Annotated in this window: 15 protein-coding genes; 6 read left to right on the top strand and 9 right to left on the bottom strand. The window is 41.7% G+C overall.

Annotation, left to right across the window (positions count from 1 at the left end; all coding sequences use genetic code 11):
* The first annotated feature begins 152 nt into the window (after positions 1 to 152).
* Positions 153 to 1814, top strand: coding sequence for a glycogen/starch synthase (locus GD630_RS08360; protein ID WP_143866976.1), 1662 nt, complete (start codon positions 153 to 155; stop codon positions 1812 to 1814).
* Positions 1815 to 1852: 38 nt separating this feature from the next.
* On the top strand, positions 1853 to 4417 hold the full coding sequence (locus GD630_RS08355; RefSeq protein WP_143866974.1) for a glycosyltransferase family 1 protein: 2565 nt from the start codon (positions 1853 to 1855) through the stop codon (positions 4415 to 4417).
* A gap of 153 nt (positions 4418 to 4570) precedes the next feature.
* Here GD630_RS08355 and GD630_RS08350 read toward each other — a convergent pair whose 3' ends face one another.
* Entirely contained in the window at positions 4571 to 5674 is a 1104-nt protein-coding gene (locus GD630_RS08350) for a TlpA disulfide reductase family protein (protein WP_143866972.1), read from the bottom strand.
* A gap of 138 nt (positions 5675 to 5812) precedes the next feature.
* Between GD630_RS08350 and potA the strand changes: the two genes are divergently transcribed.
* Genes potA through GD630_RS08330 form a run of 4 tightly spaced genes read left to right on the top strand, consistent with a single transcriptional unit; the run spans position 5813 to position 10168 of the window.
* A complete protein-coding gene (potA, locus tag GD630_RS08345; protein ID WP_143866970.1) occupies positions 5813 to 7204 on the top strand; it encodes a polyamine ABC transporter ATP-binding protein in 1392 nt (463 codons plus the stop codon).
* An 11-nt stretch (positions 7205 to 7215) separates the two neighbouring features.
* Positions 7216 to 8016 carry an ABC transporter permease gene (locus tag GD630_RS08340; protein ID WP_182505738.1) on the top strand — a complete coding sequence of 267 codons (801 nt, stop codon included), beginning with the start codon at positions 7216 to 7218 and terminating at the stop codon, positions 8014 to 8016.
* Positions 8010 to 8804 carry an ABC transporter permease gene (locus tag GD630_RS08335; protein WP_007752003.1) on the top strand — a complete coding sequence of 265 codons (795 nt, stop codon included), beginning with the start codon at positions 8010 to 8012 and terminating at the stop codon, positions 8802 to 8804. The genes GD630_RS08340 and GD630_RS08335 overlap by 7 nt, the downstream gene beginning before the upstream one ends.
* A 32-nt stretch (positions 8805 to 8836) precedes the next feature.
* Positions 8837 to 10168, top strand: coding sequence for an ABC transporter substrate-binding protein (locus tag GD630_RS08330; RefSeq protein ID WP_143866968.1), 1332 nt, complete (start codon positions 8837 to 8839; stop codon positions 10166 to 10168).
* A gap of 18 nt (positions 10169 to 10186) precedes the next feature.
* On the opposite strand, the gene GD630_RS08325 is transcribed toward GD630_RS08330, so the two are convergent.
* The 8 genes from GD630_RS08325 to GD630_RS08290 all read right to left on the bottom strand — a co-directional run bounded on the left by GD630_RS08325 (position 10187) and on the right by GD630_RS08290 (position 21064).
* Positions 10187 to 10879 (bottom strand): DNA alkylation repair protein, encoded by a 693-nt coding sequence (locus GD630_RS08325; RefSeq protein ID WP_143866966.1) that lies wholly within the window; start codon positions 10877 to 10879, stop codon positions 10187 to 10189.
* Between the two features lie 160 nt (positions 10880 to 11039).
* Positions 11040 to 12734 (bottom strand): helix-turn-helix domain-containing protein, encoded by a 1695-nt coding sequence (locus tag GD630_RS08320; RefSeq protein ID WP_143866964.1) that lies wholly within the window; start codon positions 12732 to 12734, stop codon positions 11040 to 11042.
* Between the two features lie 959 nt (positions 12735 to 13693).
* Positions 13694 to 14542, bottom strand: a complete 849-nt coding sequence (locus GD630_RS08315; protein WP_143866962.1) for an Rpn family recombination-promoting nuclease/putative transposase — start codon at positions 14540 to 14542, stop codon at positions 13694 to 13696.
* A 250-nt stretch (positions 14543 to 14792) separates the two neighbouring features.
* A complete protein-coding gene (gene fucP, locus GD630_RS08310; protein WP_143866960.1) occupies positions 14793 to 16109 on the bottom strand; it encodes an L-fucose:H+ symporter permease in 1317 nt (438 codons plus the stop codon).
* A gap of 13 nt (positions 16110 to 16122) precedes the next feature.
* Positions 16123 to 17553 (bottom strand): rhamnulokinase, encoded by a 1431-nt coding sequence (locus GD630_RS08305; protein ID WP_143866958.1) that lies wholly within the window; start codon positions 17551 to 17553, stop codon positions 16123 to 16125.
* 18 nt (positions 17554 to 17571) lie between these two features.
* Positions 17572 to 18210, bottom strand: a complete 639-nt coding sequence (locus GD630_RS08300; protein WP_022275243.1) for a class II aldolase/adducin family protein — start codon at positions 18208 to 18210, stop codon at positions 17572 to 17574.
* Between the two features lie 16 nt (positions 18211 to 18226).
* Positions 18227 to 20002 (bottom strand): L-fucose isomerase, encoded by a 1776-nt coding sequence (gene fucI, locus GD630_RS08295; protein WP_143866955.1) that lies wholly within the window; start codon positions 20000 to 20002, stop codon positions 18227 to 18229.
* Between the two features lie 66 nt (positions 20003 to 20068).
* Complete coding sequence (locus GD630_RS08290) at positions 20069 to 21064, bottom strand: GntR family transcriptional regulator (RefSeq protein ID WP_143866953.1); 996 nt, start codon at positions 21062 to 21064, stop codon at positions 20069 to 20071.
* Between the last annotated feature and the right edge of the window lie 81 nt (positions 21065 to 21145).

Raw genomic sequence — 21145 nt, 5'->3', positions numbered from 1 at the left:
GAGCTTTGCATATGCAGGGGGATATTCTTTTTTTACTGGATGCGGTTCTTTCTTTCTTCTTCTTAACTCATATTTTTTGCATAAAGTATTATTTTTCAAAGAATAATGTGTACTTTTGCACCCGCATACTAAAAAGAGTTTTAATATATTATATGGTAAAAGATTTATTAACCCCCGATTATATCTTCGAGTCCAGCTGGGAAGTATGTAATAAAGTAGGAGGGATATATACGGTCTTGTCGACCCGGGCAAATACATTGCAGGAAAAGTTTCGTGACAGAATTTTCTTCATAGGTCCCGATGTGTGGCAAGGAAAGGAAAACCCTCTGTTCATCGAGTCGGATAATCTGTGTGCTGCTTGGAAGAAGCATGCGCTTGAGAAAGATGAACTTTCTGTTCGTGTCGGACGATGGAATATCCCTGGTGAACCCATAGTCATTCTTGTTGATTTCCAACCTTTTTTTGAGAAAAAGAACGATATATACACTGAAATGTGGAATCGTTATCAAGTAGATTCGTTGCACGCTTATGGCGATTACGACGAAGCTTCCATGTTTTCGTACGCTGCGGGAAAAGTGGTAGAGAGTTTCTATCGTTATAACCTGACAGAGACGGATAAGGTGGTATATCAGGCTCACGAATGGATGACCGGAATGGGAGCGCTTTATGTACAGGAAGCTGTGCCTGAGGTGGCTACTATTTTTACAACCCACGCTACTTCTATCGGCCGTTCAATTGCCGGTAACAACAAACCGTTGTATGATTATCTATTTGCTTACAATGGTGACCAGATGGCTCAGGAACTGAATATGCAGTCGAAGCATTCGATTGAAAAGCAGACAGCACATTATGTGGATTGCTTTACGACAGTAAGCGAAATTACCAACAACGAATGTAAGGAATTGCTGGATAAACCGGCAGATGTAATCCTTATGAACGGTTTTGAGGATGACTTTGTGCCGAAAGGAAGTACATTCACCGGAAAGCGTAAACGTGCACGTACCTTGATGTTGAATGTAGCGAACAAATTGTTGGGAACAAATCTGGGTGACGATACGTTAATTGTCGGAACCAGTGGAAGATATGAGTTTAAGAATAAAGGAATCGACGTATTTCTGGAATCGTTGAACCGCCTGAACAGGGATAAGAACTTGCATAAGAATGTGCTGGCGTTTATCAATGTCCCCGGTTGGGTAGGTGATCCGCGTGAAGATTTGCAGGAACGTCTGAAAAGTAAGAAGAATTTTGATACTCCGCTTGAAGTGCCGTTCATTACCCATTGGCTGCATAACATGACGCATGACCAGGTGTTGGATATGCTGAAATATCTTGGAATGGGCAACCGTCCGGAGGATAAAGTGAAGGTGATATTCGTTCCTTGCTACTTGGATGGTCGTGACGGTATCATGAATAAGGATTATTATGATATATTGCTCGGACAGGATTTGAGCGTATATGCTTCTTATTATGAACCGTGGGGGTATACTCCGTTGGAAAGCGTTGCATTCCATGTGCCGACAATCACTACAAATCTGGCCGGATTCGGACTTTGGGTAAATAGCCTGAAGAACCAGCGGGGCATTAACGATGGAGTGGAGGTGCTGCACCGTTCGGACTATAATTATTCGGAAGTGGCGGATGGTATCAAAGATACAATTACACTATTTGCCGATAAGACAGAAAAAGAAGTGAAGGAAATCCGCAAGCGTGCCGCAGAAGTAGCGGAACAGGCTTTGTGGAAACACTTTATACAATATTATTATGAGGCTTATGACATTGCTTTGCGCAATGCAATGAAGCGTCAATTTAGTTAAGAGAAAATTTATTATCAATAAGTTAATTAAAAAACATTATGAAAATCAAAGTTAGTAATGTGAATATTCCCAACTGGAAAGAGGTTACTGTGAAATCACGTATACCGGTAGAGTTGGAGAAGTTGTCTGAAATTGCACGCAACATTTGGTGGGCATGGAATTTTGAAGCGACAGAACTGTTTAGAGATCTAGATCCGGAACTTTGGAAAGAATGTGGTCAGAACCCTGTGCTGTTGTTGGAACGCATGAGCTATGAAAAGCTGGAAGCTTTGACAAAAGACAAGGTGATTCTGAGAAGAATGAATGAGGTTTATACGAAATTCAGAGACTACATGGATGTGAAGCCGGATAGCCAGCGTCCTTCTGTTGCCTATTTCAGTATGGAATATGGTCTGAGCAGTGTCCTGAAAATATATTCCGGTGGTCTGGGTGTATTGGCCGGTGACTATCTGAAAGAAGCTTCCGACAGCAATGTTGATTTGTGTGCGGTAGGTTTCTTGTATCGTTACGGTTACTTTACGCAAACTTTGTCTATGGATGGACAGCAGATTGCTAATTATGAAGCGCAGAACTTCGGACAGCTTCCTATCGACCGTGTGCTCGATGCAGACGGCAAGCCGTTGGTAGTAGACGTTCCTTATCTGGATTATTATGTTCATGCTAACGTGTGGCGTGTAAATGTAGGACGTATCTCTCTGTATCTGCTGGATACGGATAATGAAATGAACAGCGAGTTCGACCGTCCTATCACTCACCAGCTCTATGGTGGAGATTGGGAAAACCGTTTGAAACAGGAAATCCTGCTGGGTATCGGTGGTATCCTGACTTTGAAAGCACTAGGTATCAAGAAAGATATTTATCATTGTAACGAGGGACACGCTGCACTGATCAATGTTCAACGCATCTGTGATTATGTAGCTACCGGATTGACTTTCGATCAAGCTATCGAGTTGGTTCGTGCTTCTTCTCTTTATACGGTTCACACTCCGGTTCCTGCCGGTCACGACTATTTCGATGAAGGTCTGTTTGGTAAATATATGGGTGGTTATCCTGCTAAAATGGGTATCACTTGGGACGACCTGATGGATTTGGGACGTAATAATGCCGGTGACAAGGGCGAACGTTTCTGTATGTCTGTTTTTGCTTGCAATACTTCTCAGGAGGTGAACGGTGTAAGCTGGCTGCACGGCAAAGTGTCTCAGGAAATGTTCTCTTCTATCTGGAAAGGTTATTTTCCGGAAGAAAGCCATGTGGGATATGTGACGAATGGTGTTCACTTCCCGACTTGGAGCGCAACGGAATGGAAGAAATTGTACTTTAAATATTTCAATGAAAACTTCTGGTTCGACCAGTCTAATCCTAAGATTTGGGAAGCTATCTACAATGTGCCTGATGAGGAGATCTGGCAGACTCGTATGACCATGAAGAATAAGTTGGTTGACTACATCCGTAAGTCATTCCGTGATACTTGGCTGAAGAATCAGGGAGATCCTTCACGTATCGTTTCATTGATGGATAAAATCAATCCGAATGCATTGCTGATCGGTTTCGGTCGTCGTTTTGCTACTTACAAGCGTGCGCATCTGTTGTTCACCGATTTGGAACGTCTTTCTAAGATTGTGAACAATCCTGATTATCCGGTTCAGTTCCTGTTTACAGGTAAGGCTCATCCGCACGATGGAGCAGGACAGGGCTTGATCAAACGTATCATCGAGATTTCACGTCGTCCGGAATTTTTGGGTAAGATCATCTTCCTCGAAAACTACGATATGCAGTTGGCTCGTCGTCTGGTTTCCGGAGTTGATATCTGGTTGAATACTCCGACTCGTCCGTTGGAAGCATCCGGTACATCCGGTGAAAAAGCCTTGATGAACGGTGTTGTTAACTTCTCTGTATTAGACGGATGGTGGCTGGAAGGTTACCGTGAAGGTGCAGGTTGGGCGTTGACTGAAAAACGTACTTACCAGAATCAGGAACATCAAGACCAGTTGGATGCTGCTACTATTTACAGTATCCTTGAAACTGAAATCCTGCCGTTGTACTATGCTCGTAACAAGAAGGGATATTCTGAAGGCTGGATTAAGGTTGTGAAGAATTCTATCGCACAAATCGCTCCTCATTATACAATGAAGCGTCAGTTGGACGACTATTATAGCAAATTCTATTGCAAGCAAGCAAAACGTTTCCACGCTTTGGCTGCCAATGACAATGCGAAAGCGAAAGAAATCGCAGCATGGAAAGAGGAAGTGGTTGCTAAATGGGATTCTATTGAAATCGTATCTTGCGATAAGGTAGAAGAACTGAAGAAAGGCGATATCGAAAGCGGAAAAGAATATACAATCACTTATGTAATCGATGAAAAAGGTCTGAATGATGCAGTAGGACTGGAATTGGTTACTACTTATACGACTGCAGACGGTAAACAACATGTTTACTCGGTAGAGCCGTTCAATGTGATAAAGAAAGAAGGCGACTTGTATACATTCCAGGTTAAACATAGCCTGTCGAATGCAGGTAGCTTCAAGGTGTCTTACCGTATGTTCCCGAAAAATCCGGAACTTCCACATCGTCAAGACTTCTGCTATGTTCGCTGGTTTGTTTAATTGAAAATGTAAGGTAGGGGGGAGGATTCTCCCTGCTACTTTATATATAAAAATTAGCCCCTGCAATCTCTGAGGATGCAGGGGCTAAATTTTTTCTGTTTGCTACAAAGAGCTTCAACACAGTCTGTTCCACCACAGATTTATAGTGGTGACTTATTTTACAACTTCTGCTATTTTGGCTTGTAGTTCTTCTCCATGGAGACCACGTGCGATAATAGTACCTTCACCGTCAATCAAAACAGTGTGAGGAATACTGTTTACAGCATAAAGTTGTGCACCTTCACTCTGCCAGAATTTAAGGTCGGACATTTGCGGCCAAGTCATGTTCAGCTTTTTGATGGCATCTTTCCATGCAGCGTCATCCTGGTCGAGAGATACACCTACGATTTCGAAGTTTTTACCTTTATATTTGGCATAAGTTTCTACCAAGTTAGGCATTTCACGACGGCAAGGACCGCACCAGCTTGCCCAGAAGTCAACCAATACCACTTTACCTTTACCTACGTAATCCGATAGTTTTACAGGTTTTCCATCCGGAGTCTTCATCTCGAAATCAATGAATTTCGTACCAACGGCAGTTTTTTTCTGCTTGTCAGTCAGTTCTTTGATTTTTACGATTGCTTCATCGTTCTGAAAGTTAGCCGGGATTTGTTCCAGCAATTCTGTATTTTCGGCAGTGGAGTTGTTGTAGAAAGTCTGTTTGAACAAGAATATTCCTACTGGGTTAGTAATATTCTTTTTTACAGCTTCTTTGATGGCATTGTCATATTGTTCCTCCAATTGAGCGCCTTCTTTCTGTTTCGCTTCTTTTTGTTCGTCACTCAATGTAGTGTCACCCATTGCTTCATAGATGGCATTCATCTTTTTGCTGATATCATTGATCTGTCCTCTGAGTTCCTGGTAAGCGTCATTGTTGGCTGTACCGGTAGCAGAGTCATCATTTTTGCTTAAGGCAATATTGATCTTTCCGTTTTCGAGGAAGAAATCAATCATCAACGGTTCTCCGTTTACTTCGCAAGTGACATAACGGCTTACTACCGAATCTTGTGTCCCTTCGAAAGTAAACGTACCCTTAGAGATCACGGCTGTATCGAGTTTGATCAGATTTCTGCCATTAGCTTCTTGAAGATAAACGGTGTCACCATCGGCTGCACCTTCTACTGTACCTGTAACAACATAGCCGGCTTTGTTTCCACCGGTACAAGCTACCATACCTAAGGCTGCCGTTGCAATGACTAAATAACTTAATTTTTTCATGCTTTTGTAAGATTAGTGAATAAATATTTATGCAAAGATAGATTATTTTTCTATCTGGCCTCGAAAAACACTGTTATATTAGATTAACACGTAGGTGAAAACCGCAGAAATGTGTACCTTTGCAACCCAAACTTTAGTATGAATATGCAAGAAGATAAATCCATCATTGAGGTGAGCCATGTATCGAAGTATTTTGGCGAGAAAACGGCATTGGATGATGTGAGTCTGAACGTGAAGAAGGGCGAGTTTGTCACGATACTTGGACCTTCCGGTTGCGGAAAAACCACATTGTTACGTCTCATAGCCGGTTTCCAGACAGCTTCGGAGGGCGAGATCCGAATTTCGGGTAAGGAAATAACACAGACTCCTCCCCATAAGCGTCCGGTGAACACGGTGTTTCAGAAATATGCCTTGTTTCCGCATTTGAATGTATATGACAATATTGCTTTCGGCTTGAAGCTGAAAAAAACACCGAAACAGACTATTCAGAAGAAAGTAAAAGCTGCTTTGAAGATGGTAGGGATGACGGATTATGAATATCGTGATGTTGATTCTCTTTCCGGTGGCCAGCAACAACGTGTCGCTATTGCCCGTGCCATTGTCAATGAGCCGGAAGTATTACTTTTGGATGAACCTTTGGCGGCACTTGACCTGAAAATGCGTAAGGATATGCAAATGGAACTCAAGGAAATGCATAAATCCTTGGGAATTACGTTTGTGTACGTCACTCACGACCAGGAAGAAGCGCTTACGCTGAGCGACACGATTGTTGTGATGAGCGAAGGAAAGATTCAGCAGATAGGTACGCCGATCGATATTTATAATGAGCCTATCAACTCGTTCGTGGCGGATTTTATCGGAGAAAGTAACATCTTGAATGGTACAATGATTCATGATAAACTCGTTCGTTTCTGTGGCACGGAGTTCGAATGTGTAGACGAGGGGTTTGGTGAGAATGTTCCGGTAGATGTCGTGATCCGTCCCGAAGACTTGTATATTTTCCCGGTATCCGACATGGCACAATTGACCGGAGTGGTGGAGACTTCCATATTCAAAGGTGTACATTATGAAATGACGGTACTTTGTGGTGGTTATGAATTCCTTGTGCAGGATTACCATCATTTTGAAGTAGGAGCGGAAGTGGGGCTACTGGTAAAACCGTTTGATATTCATATCATGAAGAAAGAGCGTGTATGCAATACTTTCGAAGGAAAAATGCTGGATGCTACTCATGTGGAATTTCTTGGCTGTAGCTTTGATTGTACTTTGGTGGAAAACATAGAACCCGACACAAACGTTAAGGTGGAAGTAGACTTTGATAAAGTGATTCTTCAGGATAACGAGGAAGACGGGGCGTTGACAGGTGAGGTGAAGTTTATCCTTTATAAAGGAGATCATTATCATTTGACTGTGTTGTCCGACTGGGACGAGAATGTGTTTGTAGATACGAATGATGTATGGGACGATGGCGACCGCGTAGGTATCACTATCCCCCCGGATGCCATCCGTGTAGTTAAAATAACCGATTAACAGGAAAGGAAGTGAATAAGAGGTTTTTAGTGTTTTTGTCATCACGTAAGAGCTGGGCGCTCCCTTACATTATTTTTTCGGCGATCTTTGTGGTCATACCGTTGTTCTTAATTGTTGTGTATGCATTTACCGATGATAACGGTCATTTGACGCTCGCCAACTTTCAGAAGTTCTTCGAACATCCCGAAGCTATCAATACCTTTGTCTACTCTATCGGTATTGCTATTATCACTACTATTGTTTGTATTTTGTTAGGGTATCCCGCAGCCTGGATATTGAGTAACAGTAAACTGAACCGTTCTAAAACGATGGTGGTTCTGTTTATCCTGCCGATGTGGGTAAATATCCTGGTGCGTACGTTAGCTACTGTTGCCTTATTCGACTTTTTCAGTGTGCCGCTGGGTGAGGGGGCATTGATATTCGGTATGGTCTACAATTTTATCCCTTTCATGATTTATCCTATCTACAACACTTTGCAGAAGATGGATCATAGTTATATTGAGGCTGCGCAAGATTTGGGAGCCAATCCTCTGCAAGTCTTTCTGAAAGCGGTTCTTCCACTTTCTATGCCGGGAGTCATGAGTGGTATCATGATGGTGTTTATGCCGACGATTTCGACTTTTGCCATTGCCGAACTGTTGACAATGAACAATATCAAACTTTTCGGTACAACGATTCAGGAGAATATCAATAATAGTATGTGGAACTACGGAGCGGCGCTTTCGCTTATCATGCTGTTGCTGATTGCAGCTACTTCCTTGTTCAGTACGGATGATAAAGATAACACTAACGAAGGAGGAGGATTATGGTAAAGAAGATACTGGCTCAGGCTTATTTATGGATATTGCTGTTGTTGCTTTATTCTCCTATTGTGATTATCGTCATCTATTCATTTACCGAAGCAAAAGTACTGGGCAACTGGACGGGCTTTTCCACTAAGCTTTATACCTCGCTTTTCACTACGGGCACACATCACTCTTTGATGAATGCCTTGATTAATACGATCACTATCGCTCTGCTTGCCGCAACCGCCTCTACGTTGTTGGGGAGTGTGGCCGCTATCGGTATCTTTAACATGAAATCCCGTTCGCGTAAGGCGATTGGTTTTGTGAATAGTATTCCTATTCTGAATGGAGATATTATTACCGGTATTTCGCTTTTCCTTTTGTTCGTTTCAGTGGGGATTACGCAAGGATATACTACCGTAGTGCTTGCGCATATCACTTTCTGTACGCCGTACGTTGTGTTGAGTGTCTTACCCCGTCTGAAACAGATGAACCCGAATATTTATGAGGCTGCCCTCGATTTGGGAGCTACTCCTATGCAAGCCCTGTGGAAAGTGATTGTTCCTGAGATTCGTCCGGGAATGATTAGTGGATTCATGCTGGCATTGACTCTGTCTATTGATGATTTTGCCGTGACTGTATTTACCATCGGCAATCAAGGATTGGAGACGCTTTCTACCTATATCTATGCCGATGCCCGTAAAGGAGGGCTGACACCGGAACTTCGCCCGCTTTCTGCCATTATTTTTGTTGTAGTGCTGGCATTGCTTATTGCGATTAATTACCGGGCAGGGAAAGCGAAGAAAAAAGATTAACGGATTACTAAATGTATTACTACGTAAATAAGATGAAAAAGATAATTCCTGTTATCCTGTTAGTGTTGAGTTTGGCCGGGTGTTACAACTCCGGCGAGCCCCGTGAGCGGATTCTCAAGATTTATAATTGGGCGGATTATATCGGAGATAGTGTACTCGAAGATTTTCAAGCGTATTATAAGGAGCAGACGGGGGAGAATATCCGTATCGTTTATCAGACATTCGACATCAACGAAATCATGTTGACGAAGATAGAGAAAGGCCATGAGGACTTCGATGTGGTATGCCCTTCGGAATATATTATTGAGCGTATGTTGAAGAAACATTTGCTTTTGCCCATTGATACGAATTTTGCCCATTCTCCTAATTATATGCAGAATGTGGCTCCATTTATCCGTGAGCAAATCAATAAGCTGAGCCAACCGGGAGAGGAAGCGAGCCGTTATGCGGTATGTTATATGTGGGGAACGGCGGGAATCCTGTATAACCGTGCGTATATTCCCGATTCGGTCGCAACCTCATGGGAGTGTCTTTGGAATAGAAAGTATGCCGGAAAAATACTGATGAAAGATAGTTATCGTGATGCATACGGTACTGCTATCATCTATGCTCACGCGAAAGAGTTGGAAGAAGGAACGGTGACGGTGGAGGAACTGATGAACGATTACTCTCCGCGTGCGATGGAGTTGGCGGAGAAATATCTGAAAGAGTTGAAACCGAATATTGCCGGCTGGGAAGCGGACTTCGGCAAGGAGATGATGACGAAAAACAAGGCTTGGCTGAATATGACGTGGAGTGGTGATGCGATATGGGCGATTGAGGAAGCCAATGCGGTAGGAGTGGACTTGGATTATGTGGTTCCTGAAGAGGGGAGTAATATATGGTACGATGGTTGGGTGATTCCTAAATACGCGAAGAATCCGAGAGCAGCCAGCTATTTTATTAATTTCATGTGTCGTCCGGACATTGCTTTGCGCAATATGGATTTCTGCGGCTATGTAAGTTCGGTTGCCACTCCTGAGATTTTGGAAGAAAAGCAAGACACCACTCTCACATATTTTTCCGACTTGAGTTATTTCTTTGGACCGGATGCCGATAGTATACAGATTGATAAGATACAATATCCGGATCGCAAAGTAGTGGAACGTTGTGCCATGATTCGTGATTTTGGTGATAAGACCAAAGAAGTTCTTGATATTTGGTCGCGTATCAAAGGAGATAATCTGGGGGTCGGTATTACTATCCTTATTTTTGTTGTCGTTGCTTTGATGAGTGGTTGGATGATTTATAAAAGATGGCAAAGTTACAGTCGCCGTAAACAACAGAGACGCAGAAGTAGAAGGAAAAAAATAAAGAGGTCATAATGAATAATAAAATGCAGATTAACGCCTTTTCATACTTCGAAGAACATCTTTAGTTTTTTTATCTACGCGGAGAGATTCGATCGTTTTCTGCAATGATTTATTATAGGTCCAGTTATTCAGCTTACTATGTTTCAGATATTCCATTGTCTTTTCGGGGAACTTAACGAAACAGATTGATATCATCCAAGCCATAGCCATACGTGCATAATAAGCGTCATGGCAGAATGAGTCGGCGTATTTCAACAGTAGATCAATATGTCCTTCATCTATATAGTGGAGAAGCATAACAATTCCGAAACGTAGCTCGAATTCTTGGGTGGATTTTAAATAAGGCTGTATAAATTGCCATACTGTTTCTTTTCCTTTTTTTACGGCAGTCTTCAGCTCGCCGCAAAATATGTCACAAACGGCCCAGTTATCGATACGGGGAACAAATCTCTCTACATGTTTCATTTGTTCGTCAAGTGCCGTTTTAGATCGTCCGATAACCATTCCTTGAAGCATAGCTTCTTCATAAAACTTGGTATCGGTTGCCTCGACGAATATACGCCAATCATCTCTTTTGGCTATTTCTTTGGCCATTACTCTCAGTTGTGGAATGCGTACGCCTAGAATATTTTCCGTTCCGGGAACTAAGGCAGAATGGAACTCCTGATATTTGGAATCTACTAACGCCTGTAACTCTTTTCGAATGTTTTCCGTTATAGTCATTTTTACATAACATGGTTATTTCACAAAAGTATAAAAAAAAGAGTATGTCTTCACACTGAAGCATACTCTTTTTTTTGCTTTTTCTTTCAAAGTAAAAGGTTGGCATTTACCTTTTATAATTTCTAATGGTTTGGGTTTTAATTGAAATAAGATATTGGTTTTATTGCTTTTTGGTGATAGATTCACTTGGTGTTATTCCAAAATGCTCTTTGTACTTATGGCGGAAGTTTTTGAGATTCTTTAATCCGATCATTTCAGGAATAACATTGACAGGGTATTTCCCACTCTCCAATAACTCACGTGCCTTTTCCAAACGAATCCGGTAAATAAAATATTTCGGCGCTTCTCCTGTCAATGCTTTCCATTTATTAAAAAAAGCGGTTCTACTCATATACAGTTCGGAAGCAATTTCATCTATTGTCAGATTTTCCTTATCTATATATCTTAGAATAAATTCTTTTACCTGATTGATGAATGTGTAATTGTTTTCATCCAAGACGTCATTGTCTTCCACTTCCAGGAATTGTTTACCAAATACTTTTTGCAGGAATGATCTTCTTAGAAAGTGGTTGTTTCTGATAAGCACAGATATTTCAATCTTCAGGTCTTCTATGTGTAATGGCATATAGAGGAAAGTATCTGCTAACGAGGCTCTTCTTTTATTGTGTTGGTCTATGTCGATATGAGAACCATATAGGATAATGGGGATGATGGCAGTTTCATAAGATGTTTTCAATCTTGATGAAAGTTCGTCTCCGCTCATTTCATGAAGTTCCGTATCGCAAATTACTAAATCTGGATATTCCTCTTTTATGTCTATTAAAGCCTGTGTACCATCGCTAAAACTTTTGATAGTGTATTTTTCGGACAAACATGATTCCAGATATAAGCGAAAATCATCATTACTGTCTACAAGAACTACCACAGGTTTATCTGAATATCTTTTGCAGGAAGTTTTCTGAAATAGAATACCTATCTTTTCATCTTTCGGGTTTTGAATGGTGTATGGCACTCCTGTCTGTTCCAGACTTTCTGCAGATTGCAATGCTAAGGGAAATCGTAATGAGATAGTATGCTCTATTCTGTTTATGATGATTTTTCCGTCGCATAAGTCTAGTAATTTCTTGAATAATATGCTTTTGCTGAAAGTACATTCCATCTCTGTTTTCTTTTTATGAATCCAATATTTATTATTATCATAGATTTCCGCCAGTTTTCCGTTTTCGGTATCTGCTATTTTCATTTCCCAATACTTACTGCCTAGAAAAATGAATACAGTAAGGGTTGTTTTCGGTTCTATATAGTCAATTGCGTCTGAGATGAATTTTTCTATGATCGGAGAGATTTTACTTGTATCGCCCCAAATACTGACATAATTAAATTCCGATTTAATATCTAATTTTATGCATTTACGTTTTGCATGACTTTGCTGTGAGTGAAGTTTCTCTTTTATGAAACTCCCTAATTCATATTCGGTAATATCAAGCTTTAGAGACTGGATATGTAAATGTTTCAATCCCATTAACTCGGTCAGATGTTTATTAAGACATCCAATGTTTCGGAGGCTTACAGATAACTCTTTTTTTATGCTTTCAGGACACATGGCATTACAGATGTTTTGTAAAGGCGTATGTACGAGCGTTATCGGCTTTCGAATATTCTGAAAGGAATCTATGAAATATTGTATTTCTTCTTTCAGAAATAGTTTTTCCTTTTCAGTTGTTGATAAATAGGAGATTGATATGTATAGCGAGATTCCTGTGGATACTAGCAATAAAATTGTATTAATCTCAATTTGGAAGATGATGGCTATTATAATATAGACAATCGGTGACGTTATTATTAAATATCTCATGTTTCTATTTTTTATGGTGACGTCACTTGGCAGAATAGCCTGTTTCCTTGTTTGAGAAAAAATAAAAAACTATACGACAATTGTGATTTTACAATTGTGCATATTTAATAAACTCAAATAATATGATCTTGTTATTGTTAGCTTTTGAAGGTCAATATTCAGAAGAGAGTCTATATAGGCAGAGTTTAAACTCTAGTATGTTGATTTGTATTTGAACAAAGGCATTTTCCTCCAAGTAACAATTAATTTATTTGATTTATTTGTTTTAGGCATAATATAACTAGCCTGATATGTGAATGCCGGAAGGGAGGAGGTCTTATTTTAGAGAATTTGTTATTGAATCGTGCTCCAGTAGTTATTTGTTTGTGTATTATCATGTGTGAATTATCAAGTATTATAAATTGCATCTCTTTGTAATAAAGGAGAATTTGTTTTTATAAAGTAAATGTAATTAATATTCTTAATAAATCAATTGTTTTATGATTTTAAATTATTAATTTGTTATCAAAACGTCAGTAATTGTGTTTGATTGTAATTAGAAGTTGTATAATCAATTCTTATTGTTACATTTGCTACTCAAAGATGAAAAAAGAAAATAGTGACGAGTAATTTGTATAAGAATTGTAAATGTTAAAATATAGTGTGAAGTATTGATAATTTATTGAATGTGCTGATTTAAAATATTATGGGTGGAAACAAAGAAACCGGAATTCCAACCTAATAGATGATTGGAGTTCCGGTTATATTAATTTCCTAATAGCAGGTAGGCTTGTAACATTCAGGCGTTCTATTAGCTATCGTTACAGATAATTTAGTCTGTCGCTGTTGAGCCATAGCGCTTTAGTTTAGAGGACATAAAGCCAAAGCTCAGGCTAAATATTCTTTGAAGAGCCTGCCCTGTGAAACCTAATAGTAAATCAAATGTATTTATATTCTAGTTCTTTTACTTGAATCGTTTTTTATAATAAATCGATTTCTTCTATTGTCAATCCGGTACATTGGGAGATTATTACAACTGATATGCCTTGCTTTTTCATATTGGCTGCTATTAAATGTTGTTCTTCGGCTTTTCCTTTGGCTAACCCTGCTGCCATACCTTTTCTCTCTGCGCTGTTATACAGAGTCTTCTCCACACTGATGATATCCCAGAACTTTTCATACCCTAGTAACTGAGCCTCAGTGAAAGCGGACTCTTCTAAGGCTGTAACAGCTTTCTTTACTTCCGGGTTGGCAAGCAGTTCTGGGGGTACTTCCCGGGTACGTTCGTTTATCTCCGTCAGATATCGTAGCCAGAGTACTTGCATCTTTTTTTCGGAATAGGTATGCGGATTGAACTTGGGAAGTTCCACAAAAATCAGTTCCAAGCCGTTTATCACCTTATCTGTGTTTTCCACATGAATCATCCGGTAATGGTGGTAATAGCCTTCAAGTTCCGGTTCGAATACCTCGTTTACCAAATTCAGCGAATAGACGGGTTGCAGCAGCTCATACTCTTCACCGACGCTTATCTGGCGTACGTATGCCTTGGAAGCATTGAACAATACACGTTGCTTGAATTCGGGTGACCAAATCATCTGCATCTCCACGATAAACTGGCGTCCCTTCTTATCCTTACAACGTACATCAACGATGCTGTTCTTGCGCAAGGGATTATCCGGCACCATCTCAGCGGGAAGGTATTCAATATCAGTAATCTCCTCTTCTTCGGAAATAGGAAGGAGAGCGTTCAACAGACTCATCACTAAGTCGGGATGTTCGCCGAATACTCGCTTGAAAGTCAAGTCTGCTTTTGGGTCTAAGTATCTCATAATCATTCCATGTTTTAGCTGGAACAAAGATACGCTTTATTTGCGGATAGTCTGTAAAAAACGCATTTTTCTTCCTGTAAAAAGTGAAAAGGCAATGAATGATTTTTGTAAACTTTCAGGAGAAAACGGTTTTGAGGGGCAAAGCACTGACTATTAACAATGCTACATTTTTTTACAGGCTCTTAAAAATGAGTAAATAAAATGATGACATCATCTTCTCGAAATGATGTCATCATTTTTTAAGCCTTTTTTACCAGTTTCTTTTCACTGTGCGATATCCGTATCCGATAATCACAAGGAAACAGATAAATGGCAGAATGAATGAAACATTGACAGCCGGAAGCCAACCGATTTCCTTCATGTCAATAATGCTTGCTTGTAGCGGAGGAAGAATGGAACCTCCCAAAATAGCCATGATAAGACCGGCTGCCCCGAATTTGGCATCGTCTCCCATACCTTTCAAGGCAATACCGTAAATGGTTGGGAACATCAGTGACATACAGGCGGAAACTGCTACCAGACAGTAGAGTCCGAAAATGTTTTGAAGGAAGATGGTGCCCAATGTGAAAAGACCTCCGAAGATAGCAAGAATCATCAGTAATTTTCCAGCATTGAGATAACGCAGGATAAAAGTGCAGATAAAACGGCTGACACAGAAAATGACCATTGCTATGATGTTGTATTGCTGGGAAAGTACTTCTGCGCTTTTTTCATCCATACCGAAATCCGGTGACATGAACAGATGTGTTCCGTATTGGATGATAAATGTCCAGCACATAATCTGTGCGCCTACATAGAAGAACTGTGCGATTACACCTTCACGATAACGTGTTTCCATGAAAATACGTTTGAGAGTAGGGAAGAAGTCTATTTTGTGGTTCTGATCTCCGTTTTTAGGCATTTTGACAAGCCGTATGACGATGAGCATAGCCAAGATAATCAGCCCGATAATAAGGTAGGGGGCAATCAAAACTGTAAGGTCGCTTTCTTTGATAGCTTGAAATTCACTATCATTGAGCAGTGACCGTTCTTCGGTACACATCGGGTGTAATTTTGCCTGGATAAACTGCATTGCCACATACATACCCAAAAGGGATCCCATAGGATTAAAAGATTGGGCAAGATTCAAACGTCGTGTGGCTGTTTCCTCAGTTCCCATAGAAAGGATGTAAGGATTACAACTTGTTTCCAGGAAAGAAAGTCCGCAAGTCAGAATGAAGTAGGCGATTAGGAACGGGTAATATTCCCCTGTCATTTTAGCGGGGAAAAACAAGAATGCTCCGAAAGCGTACATTCCGAGCCCTAGCAATACACCTGCTTTGTAGGAGTATTTGCGGATAAATATTGCGGCAGGAAAAGCCATTGCGAAATATCCTCCATAAAAAGCTACTTGTACAAGTGCACCATCAGTAGCGCTCATTCGGAAGATTTTGGAGAATGCCTTTACCATCGGATTGGTAATGTCGTTTGCGAATCCCCATAACGCAAAACACGAGGTAATGAGAATAAAGGGAATAAGATAACTGACGCCATCTTTTGAGATGATGGACTGTTTAGTGTGTTTCATGGTCATTATAATTCTATTTTTTAGGATGATAAACTTGTGGTGTTACGCTATGTCTTACAATCTCTCGCAGTTCGTGAAGATCGGATATTTCTCCTTTTGCCATTGCTTGCGTCAGGATATTTCCTATCGCAGTAGCTTCTACCGGACCGGCATATACGGGAATGCCAAGTGCATCGGCTGTCAACTGATTGAGTAATTTATTTTGTGATCCTCCACCGATAATGTTGAGTTGGCGAATTGGAGAAGGAAGACAACGGTTGAGTTTTTCCACCGCTTGCTTATATTTGAAAGCTAAGGATTGGAGCACGCATTTCACCATTTCCGCTTTGTTCTGTGGAACCGGAAGGTCGTGTCGTCGGCAGTAATCCATAAGAGCGTTTTCCATATTTACCGGATTCATGAATAGTGCATCATCTACAGGGATGATGGAAGCAATCGTTGCTTCGGCAGCTTGTGGAATGAGCGTGTCATAGCTCTGTTCTTCGCCACGTGTTTTCCATTCACTCATCAGACGTTGCAGAATCCATAAACCTGTGATGTTTTGCAGGAACCGGATACGGCCTCCCACGCCACCTTCATTCGTAAACTGAGCCAGCCGCGCTTCCTCTGTCAGTATCGGTTCGTCTACTTCTACTCCCAACAGCGACCAAGTGCCGGAACTTAGAAATGCGATAGGAGATTCCGTAGCGGGAACAGCGGCAACAGCGCTAGCCGTATCGTGTGAACCTACTGCAATTACGTCTACAGATCCTAAGCCTGTTTCTTGGGCAATATCCTCTTTTAAAGTTCCTCTGATAGTACCCGGATAGATGATTTCGCCGAACAAATGTTCGGGAAGTCCGAGTGTACGAATGGTAGATAAAGACCATGTTCGTTGTCGTGCATCGAGTAGTTCGGATGTAGAGGCAATGCAATATTCATTGTTGGCTATTCCTGTCAGAAAGTAGCTGAAAAGGTCGGGCATGAATAAAAGCCGTTGGGCTGCGTCTAATTGCGCATCCTTACTTTTTTTCATGCTGTAAAGCTGGAATAACGTATTGATCGCCATTACTTGTATACCGGTATCGGCATAGTGTTGCTGCTCGTTTAGGAACTTGAACACTTCTGTCGGCATTCCATCCGTTCGTGCATCCCGGTAACAAACTGGATTTCCTAGCAGGTTACCATCCTTGTCAATAAGCCCGAAGTCGACTCCCCAAGTATCGATTCCGATTCCTTTAACGTCGTACCCTCTTTGTGCGGCCTGTTTTAATCCGGTCTTCATATCCTCAAACAAGGCGGGAAAATCCCAATAAACATGATTACCGAGTTTAACCTGACGATTGGGGAAGCGGTGAACTTCCTCCAATTCCAGCTTACCGTGGAGAAGAGAGCCGGCGATAATACGCCCGCTTCCTCCTCCAAAGTCTGCTGCTAAATAAGTGTTTCTATGCGTATCTTTCATGGTATGTGTTTCCGGATACTATTTTGTTTTCTTTCCCAATACATAGATTTCCAGATCTTCTATCTCCGCCGGAGTCAGTACTGAGTAGTCTCCACCGGATTGGACAATGATACGGCAAGCCATTTCAAAGAAAGTAGCCCGTTCGTATACTTGATCGAAATCTTTTCCGCATACCACTTGCCCGTGATTGGTCAACAACACGGAATTATGATTCAACATGGCTTCTACCACTGCTTTGGCCAGTTCCGGCGAACCGGGACGGTAATAGGGAATCACCGGTATTTCCGAACCTACATGGCAAGGAATTTCTGCCGTTACATTGAAGTTGGTCGGCTTGTTTTTCATGCAGGAAACGGCCGTTGCATATTCCGACTGAAAATGGAGGACTACATTTACATCCGGGCGTTCGCGAAGAATGCCCAGATGGAAGGTACTTTCCATTGACGGTTTTACTCCATTGGTAGGAGTGCCACTGGCAATATTGCAGATGGAAACTTTCTCCTTATATAAAGTCGGTACCCAAGACCCCGTACCTGAAATCAATGCTTCTTCACCAATTCGCCAAGAGAGATTGCCGCTACTACATAACATCAACTTGGCAGCTCCATAGCGATGTGCCTGTGATAGAAACTGTTCAATATGTTCGTTGGTAATCATAATCTGCGTTTTAATCTTATTTATAAATAGGACCGTAAGTTGTACAAGCTCTGTAGTCTGCACCCTCTTTGTCCATACCGAAAGCGTTCCATGCGGCTGGGCGGAAGATCTGGTCTTCTTCTACGTTGTGCATACATACAGGGATGCGGAGCATAGAGGCAAGAGTGATTAAGTCCTGTCCGATGTGTCCATAACTGATAGCTCCGTGATTGGCTCCCCAATTGTTCATTACTGAATATACATCTTTGAAAGCTGGTTTATCGCACAGGCGGGGAACAAACCAAGTAGTAGGCCATGTGGGGTCGGTACGCATATTGAGTTTCTGGTGAATTTCCGGGTCAATCTCAACTGTCCATCCTTCTGCGATTTGCAGGACAGGACCAAGACCTTTGACCAGGTTCAGACGCATCATAGTGACAGGCATTCCACCTTTTGACAGGAAGTTGGATGAGAAACCGCCTCCGCGGAAGTAGTCACGGTCCGCCGGATACCAAGTTGTTGCCTTCAGGCAGTTTTCTACATCTGCATCAGTCAGGTTCCAAGGTTCTTTCATCACCGGATTGCCTTCCGCGTCTACCGATTGACCGGAACCGTCGAGCGTAGTGGCACCGGAATTGATAAGATGGATAATACCGTTTGCTGCCAGACCGCTCAACTCTTTGCCGGTCACACGTTTCACGGCTTCGGGGCTCCAATAAGTACGCACATCTGAGAATATTTGAGCGCGATTAGTCAGCAAGTGACCGAACAGCATAGCTACACCGTTGCAGGCATCATTTTCAGTAGCTACTACAAATGCTTCACGGATACCGTTCCAATCGAAGGAAGTATTGAGTAAGGCTTCCGGATAGTCACCGTTCGGATAGAAGTCAGTCCATTGGCGTTGTCCCTGGAAACCGGCTGCGATAGCGTTATGTCCCAAAGCTTCTTCCTTGAATCCCATCTCTTTGAGTTTCGGGTTTCCGGTCATCAAGTCACGCATGATAATCATCATCTTTACGATAAATTCCCAGTCTGCGTCTTTCTGCTCGCGGGTTTTACGTTTTTCGGGACGGTTCTTGAAGTCATTGCCCTCGTTTACCTTGCAATACTTTTCAGTCCATGCCATTGCTTTGGCGTATTCTTCGTGGTCGTAGATGCCCTCTTCCATGCGGCGGATAATCTCTGTCAGGTCGATAGATTCATTGCGCATACCCAAATATTCCTGGAAGAAATCAGGATTGACGATAGAGCCGGCAATACCCATAGATACGCTACCCATTGACAGATAAGATTTGCCTCTCATGGTGGCTACTGCCTGTGCGGCGCGTGCAAAGCGAAGAATCTTTTCCGCTACATCTTCGGGAATTGTATTGTCGTCCAGATCTTGAACATCATGTCCGTAGATTCCGAATGCGGGAAGTCCTTTTTGTGCGTGTCCTGCCAATACTGCTGCCAGATATACAGCTCCCGGACGTTCTGTTCCGTTGAATCCCCAGACTGCTTTCGGGTAATACGGGTTCATATCCATTGTTTCCGCACCATAACACCAACAGGACGTTACAGTGATAGTGGAACCTACACCTTCTCTTTCGAACTTCTCTGCACAAGCTGCACTTTCGGCTACGCGGCCGATGGTACTGTCGGCAATCACGCATTCTACGGGACTTCCGTCACCGTTTTTCAAGTTGCTGCTGATTAATTCGGCTACGGCTTTAGCCAAATTCATTGTTTTTTCTTCAAGGCTTTCACGAACGCCACCCTGGCGACCGTCGATGGTGGGACGAATCCCGATTTTCGGATACTTTTTCATGTTTTTTTATATTATATGGTTAATTGAATTCTGTGCTGAACTGTGCTGAATATGCGGCAAAAAAAATTAGAGGGATTTTCGAAGCCTGACTCCGGTAGGGAGGTACTTCTGTACAGAGGCGTCATTGAGAACGAAGTTTGCCGCTTCGTTCCCCATCATTTCCCAGTCAATAGTCAATGAGGTAATTCCTTCGTCAATCACTTCGTAAGAAGGAATATCATTGTATGCCAGCAGGCCGAAATCTTTTCCACATTTCAGTCCCTCCAATCTTCCTTGTTTGACCACCTTTACAACGTCTTGTTGCTTGATGGCTATATAGGCCGCCCCTTTCTGCACTACCAGATTTTCAATGTCTTCCTGTATCTCGTATGAGAATCCTTGTTCTTCGCAGAAACGGATAAAATATTCTTTGCTGCTTTGCGGATGTTTTAATCCTTTAGAGAACAGGAATACGATCTGACGGTATTTGTGCATTTTGTCTTTCAACGTCAGTAATGCCTGATAGAAAGACTCGTCAAAATCCTGACAGATATAGAAATACTTGCTTTTCTCGAATTTACCGAAGTCCAGAAGAAGCAGTCGTGCAGGATTAATTTTGTTAAGGGCTGTGCTGAATTTCTCGTTGTCGAAATTCATCACTATATATTTGTTGTATTTTCCTACGGATTCGCGAATGATGGTGTTGAACAATCGTTCGTTGTATTGGTGAAACAACAGGTCGACCTTATAATTAATAGGCAGTCGTTTGATGAAACTGTTGTATAAAGCTTCTTTGAAAGGGGTATATTGGTCGAGTAACAATAAGACATTAGTCACCTGGCTGGTCACATAGTAACCTTTTCCGGGAGTGGAGTCAATCAGTCCCCGTTCACGTAAATCAAGAAAAGCCTTGAACACTGTATCACGCGATACTCCATAGTGTGCACTCAACTGATTGATAGAAGGCAAAGAGTCTCCTTCAAGAAATTCTTTCCTGGAAATAGCCTGACTAAGTGTGTCTGCCAATTGTGTGACCTTAGTTGCCTGTTGTCCGAATGTTGCTTTCTTATCAGTTCGTTTCATGCTAATATTATAAGAGTTAACCGTGCTGAACTATGCTGATGCAAAGAAAGGCATTTTATTTTGAAAGAGACTAATTATTTA

Origin of the sequence: Bacteroides zhangwenhongii (assembly GCF_009193325.2) — a bacterium.
In the GTDB taxonomy this organism is placed as follows: Bacteria; Bacteroidota; Bacteroidia; order Bacteroidales; family Bacteroidaceae; genus Bacteroides; species Bacteroides zhangwenhongii.
This window is presented reverse-complemented; position numbering and strand designations above follow the sequence as displayed.

Bases quoted from the DNA above. Each gene is read 5' to 3' on its own strand.
- GD630_RS08315 (WP_143866962.1), bottom strand. From the start codon at position 14,542: ATGAGATACTTAGACCCAAAAGCAGACTTGACTTTCAAGCGAGTATTC.
- GD630_RS08320 (WP_143866964.1), bottom strand. From the start codon at position 12,734: ATGAGATATTTAATAATAACGTCACCGATTGTCTATATTATAATAGCC.
- GD630_RS08360 (WP_143866976.1), top strand. From the start codon at position 153: ATGGTAAAAGATTTATTAACCCCCGATTATATCTTCGAGTCCAGCTGG.
- GD630_RS08355 (WP_143866974.1), top strand. From the start codon at position 1,853: ATGAAAATCAAAGTTAGTAATGTGAATATTCCCAACTGGAAAGAGGTT.
- GD630_RS08350 (WP_143866972.1), bottom strand. From the start codon at position 5,674: ATGAAAAAATTAAGTTATTTAGTCATTGCAACGGCAGCCTTAGGTATG.
- GD630_RS08290 (WP_143866953.1), bottom strand. From the start codon at position 21,064: ATGAAACGAACTGATAAGAAAGCAACATTCGGACAACAGGCAACTAAG.
- GD630_RS08325 (WP_143866966.1), bottom strand. From the start codon at position 10,879: ATGACTATAACGGAAAACATTCGAAAAGAGTTACAGGCGTTAGTAGAT.
- potA (WP_143866970.1), top strand. From the start codon at position 5,813: ATGAATATGCAAGAAGATAAATCCATCATTGAGGTGAGCCATGTATCG.
- fucI (WP_143866955.1), bottom strand. From the start codon at position 20,002: ATGAAAAAGTATCCGAAAATCGGGATTCGTCCCACCATCGACGGTCGC.
- GD630_RS08335 (WP_007752003.1), top strand. From the start codon at position 8,010: ATGGTAAAGAAGATACTGGCTCAGGCTTATTTATGGATATTGCTGTTG.
- fucP (WP_143866960.1), bottom strand. From the start codon at position 16,109: ATGAAACACACTAAACAGTCCATCATCTCAAAAGATGGCGTCAGTTAT.
- GD630_RS08300 (WP_022275243.1), bottom strand. From the start codon at position 18,210: ATGATTACCAACGAACATATTGAACAGTTTCTATCACAGGCACATCGC.
- GD630_RS08305 (WP_143866958.1), bottom strand. From the start codon at position 17,553: ATGAAAGATACGCATAGAAACACTTATTTAGCAGCAGACTTTGGAGGA.
- GD630_RS08330 (WP_143866968.1), top strand. From the start codon at position 8,837: ATGAAAAAGATAATTCCTGTTATCCTGTTAGTGTTGAGTTTGGCCGGG.